The 5,600-nt window shown below is 38.7% G+C and carries 4 protein-coding genes and 1 pseudogene; all 5 read right to left on the reverse strand.

What is annotated here, in order from left to right; genetic code table 11:
* Window positions 1-519: pseudogene (locus tag RT405_RS02000) on the reverse strand (PCRF domain-containing protein); the annotation flags it as partial.
* Window positions 520-604: 85 nt separating this feature from the next.
* Entirely contained in the window at window positions 605-3,130 is a 2,526-nt protein-coding gene (gene secA / locus RT405_RS02005; RefSeq protein WP_313467126.1) for a preprotein translocase subunit SecA, read from the reverse strand.
* A 294-nt stretch (window positions 3,131-3,424) separates the two neighbouring features.
* Window positions 3,425-3,967 (reverse strand): ribosome hibernation-promoting factor, HPF/YfiA family, encoded by a 543-nt coding sequence (gene hpf, locus RT405_RS02010; protein ID WP_035029998.1) that lies wholly within the window; start codon window positions 3,965-3,967, stop codon window positions 3,425-3,427.
* Window positions 3,968-4,101: 134 nt separating this feature from the next.
* The gene (locus RT405_RS02015; RefSeq protein WP_313467129.1) at window positions 4,102-4,728 is read right to left on the reverse strand and encodes a ComF family protein; all 627 of its coding nucleotides are present in this window, start codon (window positions 4,726-4,728) and stop codon (window positions 4,102-4,104) included.
* A 68-nt stretch (window positions 4,729-4,796) separates the two neighbouring features.
* The coding region (locus tag RT405_RS02020; RefSeq protein WP_313467131.1) for a helicase-related protein at window positions 4,797-5,600 on the reverse strand (804 nt) is incomplete at its 5' end.

The raw sequence follows: 5,600 nt of genomic DNA on the forward strand, positions 1-5,600 counted from the left end.
GCTTCATCTCCGCTTTGGTAATCCAATACTTCAATTTTAAATCCTTTTTTTTCTGCCCAGCGTGTATACATGCGTAATAGCATGCTGCCCCAGTCTTGTGATTCGGTTCCGCCGGCTCCTGGATGCAATTCAATGATCGCATTATTTTTATCATAAGGACCACTCAACAGCATATCTAGTTCATATTGATCTAAGGTTTCAAAAAAAGTCTCCGCTTCTTGGGATAATTCCTTTTCTAGTTCCGGGTCGTTTTCTTCTTTAACCATTTCCAGCATCAGTTCTAACTCTTCTTGTTTTTCTTCTAGTTGTTTAAAATGAGAATATTTTTCCTTCTCAACATTCGCTTCATTAATTAACGTTTGGGCTTTTTGTGCATCATTCCAAAACGCAGGATCTGTCATTTGGTGGTCGTATTCAGCAATGGTCTGTTCCAGATTCTCTAAGTCAAAGAGACCTCCTGTAACCGGCGATTTTTTCTTTAGCTGTTTCTATCTTATTTCTAATTTCACTTATTTCCATTTTAATTGCTCCTCGTCTTTACTAGTTGTTAATGGTTAGTGAGAAAAACACGATTCGTTGAACAAATCGTGTTTTTAACATTTTTTTAAGCTTTACCATGACAATTTTTGTATTTTTTTCCGCTGCCGCATGGGCAGGGATCGTTCCGTCCTACCTTTGAGCTATCAATTTTGATTGGTTTTTTCTTTGCTTCTTTCACTACTTGTCCATCACCCGTAGAGTGAGCAGCTGTTCCTTTAGCTACTTGTTCTCTTTGCAAGTTTTGACGAATTTGTGATTTCATCAGCAAACGCGTAACGTCATAATCAATCGCAGCAATCATTTCCTCAAACAATCTAAAACCTTCTGTTTGATATTCTACTAATGGGTTAGACTGGCCATACGCCACTAAGCCGATACCTTGACGTAATTGATCCATCGTATCGATATGATCTGTCCATTTGCTGTCGACCACTCGCAAAATAACGACTTTTTCAAATTCCAGCACTTGTTCTGTACCATTCAATTGTTGTTCTTTTTCAGCATAGATTTTTTCAGCTGCTTCCATTAAAAGTGTTTGAATTTCAGCTGCTGATTTGCCTTCTAAATCACTTAAACTTAAATCATCCGGATGTACAACCGCTGAATGAGCAAAGTCTAAAATGCTTTGCAGGTTCCACTCTTCTTTAGGACCTTGTGTATGCAATTGGACCATGCGTTCAATGGCACGTTGAATCATTGGTATTGTTACCTTTTTCAATGACTCCTGTTCCATAATGACTTCTAGTCTTTGTTTATACATAATTTCACGTTGTTCTCGCATCACATCATCATATTGCAAGACGTTTTTACGCGTATCGTAGTTGTTCCCTTCTACTCGTTTTTGAGCAGATTCTACTTGACGTGAGATCATTTTGCTTTGAATGACTGCATCTTCATCTTGAACTTTTAGCCGCTCTAAAACGGCTTGGATTCGTTCAGATCCGAAACGTCTCATCAAATCATCTTCTAAAGAAAGATAAAATTGGGTCACACCAGGATCTCCTTGACGACCAGCACGACCACGTAATTGATTATCGATCCGGCGTGATTCATGCCGTTCTGTCCCGATAACACAAAGACCACCTACTTCACGGACACCTGCACCTAACTTGATGTCAGTTCCCCGTCCAGCCATGTTGGTTGCAATAGTAATAGAACCTTTTTGTCCAGCATTTGTGATGATCTCTGCCTCTTTAAAGTGATTTTTAGCATTTAGCACTTCATGTGGGATCCGAGCTTGTCTTAATAAGCCGGAAAGCAATTCAGAAGTTTCAACTGCCACCGTACCAACCAAAATCGGTTGCCCAGTAGCATGGCGTTCTTTAATTTCTTCTACTACTGCTTCAAACTTGCTGATTAAAGAAGGATACAACAGATCCGGCCGGTCATCACGAATCAATGGTCGATTGGTTGGAATAGAAACGACATTGATGTTATAAATTTCCCGGAACTCTTCTTCTTCTGTTTTTGCTGTTCCTGTCATCCCAGCTAGTTTCTTATACATTCTAAAGAAATTTTGGAATGTAATGTTAGCCATTGTTTTTGATTCATTTTGGATCGTTACGCCCTCTTTTGCTTCAATGGCTTGGTGCAAACCATCTGAATAACGGCGTCCTTCCATGATCCGTCCAGTAAATTGGTCAACGATCATTACTTTATCATCTTGAACCACATAATCAATATCAAACAGCATAATATAGTTGGCACGCAACGCCTGGTCTAAATGATGAGTCAATGCTTGGTTTTCTACATCATATAGATTTTCTACCCGGAATGTTTTTTCAGCTTTTTCCATTCCAGTTTCTGTTAAGGCAACTGTTTTTGATTGAACATCTATCGTATAGTCTTCTTCTTCTTTTAGTCCTTTAACAAAAAAGTCCGTTCGTGTATAAAGGGTGGTGGATTTTTCAGCTTGTCCTGAAATAATCAACGGAGTTCTCGCTTCATCGATCAAAATCGAGTCTACTTCATCGACAATCGCGTAATTTAACGGACGTTGAACCATCTGTTCTTTATAAACAACCATATTATCTCTTAGATAGTCAAAACCCATTTCATTGTTGGTACTGTACATCACATCTGCTAAATAAGCTTCGCGCTTTTCTTCAGCTGATTTGGAATTCAAATTCAAGCCGACAGTTAAGCCTAGCCATTGGTATAGTTCTCCCATTTCTACAGCATCACGGCTGGCCAAATACTCATTGACGGTTACAACGTGGACTCCTTCACTTGTTAAAGCATTAAGGTAAACCGGCATAGTAGCCGTTAAGGTTTTTCCTTCCCCCGTCTTCATTTCAGGGATATTTCCACGGTGCAAAGTCACACCTCCCATTAATTGAACACGGTAAGGATATAACCCTAATACCCGCTTAGCAGCTTCACGTACAACTGCAAATGCTTCCGGTAACAAATCATCCAGTGTTTCTCCTGCTTGGTAACGTTTTTTGAATTCAGGTGTTTTTGCTTTTAGGTCTTCATCTGACAAGGCAGCCATTTGATCTGCAAACGCTTCAATACGATCTGCTACTTTTCCTAAACTCTTTAGTTCTTTTTTATCATTTTCAATTAAATTACGTAAAAAATTAGCCATTCATTCTTCTCCTCTGTTGTTGCTATTCTATAGGTAGTAGTTGAGTCTATTTCATAAAGGTTCGTTTTTTTGGGTAGCTGCTTTTTTAATTTTTAACTTATATATTGACTTTTATTTTGTCTGTTGTCAATATCCTTATTAATTCTATCATTACTTATTCACAAATGAAACCTTTTTATAGTCAAAGTTAGTGGACAATCCTGCTTTTTAAGTGAAAAAGAAATAAAGAAAGAGTGCAGCTAGCTTTTAGGGCTAACTGCACTCTTTCTTTAACATTACTCTTGATTCCAATTTTTAATCTGTTTCGATTAAACCATATTTTCCGTCTTTACGACTATAGACTATACTTGTTCCGTTCGTTTCAGCATCTTCAAAAATAAAGAAATTGTGCCCTAACATATTCATTTGCAGAACAGCTTCTTCGCTATCCATTGGTTTCAATGACAAGCGTTTCGTTCTAACAATGTCCACGTCATTTTCAAGTTCTTCATCCAGTACTTCTTCCGCTGGAACTTGCATTTCAAAACCTTTTTCACGCGATTTACGGTTAATTTTGGTTTTGTATTTGCGCATTTGTCTTTCTAGCTTATCAACTACAAGATCTACACTTCCATATAAATCAGGCGAGGTTTCTTCCGCACGTAAAACTAAATAAGGAAGAGGAATGGTTACCTCCACTTTCGCAGTTTTGTCAGAATAAGTTTTTAGGTTTACATGTGCTGTCGATTCTGGCACATCAGTAAAATAGCGTTCGATTTTACTGACTTTTTTTTCAACATAACTACGAATTGCTGCAGTTACCTCAATATTTTCGCCACGGATATTATATTTAAACATAAACACTCTCCCCTTTCATCTGATTGTGTATCAGAATCAGCAACACCAGCTGGACCACTCAACTGATGATTTGCTTAAATCAATTATATAGGATAGCGCTTTAATTGACAAACAAAATATCCACTTCCCGAATTTTATCGTGCGATCGTGAAGGTTTCAACTGACTCGGCTTGAGCGTCCAGCATCAACTCTGCTGCGTGAAACAACGTGCGTCCCGTTGTGTACACATCATCTATCAGAATAATTTTTTTGTTTCTGATTCGTTTTGCATCTCTTGAAGCCAGTTCAAAAGGTTGTTTGCTCATCATCCGCCCTTTGCGGTCTTTGCTTGACTGTTTTTCTCCTCTGCCAATATGCTTTAAAAGCGGCGCATACGTTACACTTGCTGCTTGCAAGACAGCTTCTACTTGATTAAACCCGCGCAACTCCATGCTTTTTTTACTGACTGGGATAGGAATGTATAATTTGCCTTTTTGAGGATAAGAACAAAAATACGCGTTTACTTCTGGAGCAAACACTTTTGCTAATCGGTAATCCCCTTTATATTTAAATGCTTCGATCCATTCTTTTAAAAACGGATTATATTGATAGAGAGCAGTATTTTTAAAAGTATAATTTGGATACATCAGTTGCCATTTTAGACAATCGGAACAAAAATTTCCAGTCTCTTCCCACTCCCGGCAGCAGCCTGGACACACAGTTGCGCCAGCTAAATGGTTTAATTTTTGTTTACAGGTTCGGCATAGCATAGTTGTTTTCAATTTCTTTAGTCTCACTATTTCCCTTAATAGCAATTTTTCGGTTTCCTTTTTTCCACACCACATACAGGTCAGCATTTCTCTACCAACCCTCTTTCAAAGGCTAAACGGTTCATCTGCTTGATTTGTTTCACTGCTCTTTTGATCGCTTTTGTCTGTCCATAATAAAAAAATAAGACCGTACCGGTTGGAAAATCACGATGCCTCCCCGCGCGCCCAGCAATTTGAACTAAAGCAGCTTCTGTAAAAGTAGGATCTTCCGCTCCTAAAACTAACACATCAATATCTTTAAAGGTCACTCCGCGTTCAAGAATTGACGTTGTAAGCAACCAGTCATAACTTTCTTGGCGCATCGCCAATACTTTTTCTTTGCGCTCAGGATCTTCAGCATATACAGTTGCAAACTGCTTATCCGGATAAAGTTCTCTTAATTGTTCAGCTAATTTCTGCATCAAGGCAATATTGGGCAGGAAAATAAGGAAACGCCGTTTTTTTGCGACTAATTGCTGGATGCAATAAAAAAACTTTCCTGTTGTTTTTTTCTGCCTGATTCTTTTCTGCCAGTCGCCATTCCAAATCAATTGAGGAACCGGTAAAGGAAAACCATGATAGCGAGCTGGTAAAATCGAAGCTGCTAAGGTGCCTTGCTTGATTTCGTGCTGCATTTTTTTGTCAGGGGTTGCTGATAAATAAATGAGGGAGCCCTTGTCTTTTTTAGCTTTTTGAGCGGCAAACTGAAGCGTCTCGTCTATGTGAAAAGGAAAAGCATCTATTTCATCTATGATCAATACATCAAAAGCTTGTTTAAACCGCATCAATTGATGCGTTGTGGCTAGAACTAACTGTGTATAGCGATAAGGCTCTTCTGCGCCACC

Source organism: Carnobacterium sp. (genome assembly GCF_032094055.1).
Classification (GTDB): Bacteria; Bacillota; Bacilli; order Lactobacillales; family Carnobacteriaceae; genus Carnobacterium_A.

Excerpts from the sequence above, each read along its gene's own strand:
- secA (WP_313467126.1), bottom strand. The coding sequence starts at position 3,130 with ATGGCTAATTTTTTACGTAATTTAATTGAAAATGATAAAAAAGAACTA.
- hpf (WP_035029998.1), bottom strand. The coding sequence starts at position 3,967 with ATGTTTAAATATAATATCCGTGGCGAAAATATTGAGGTAACTGCAGCA.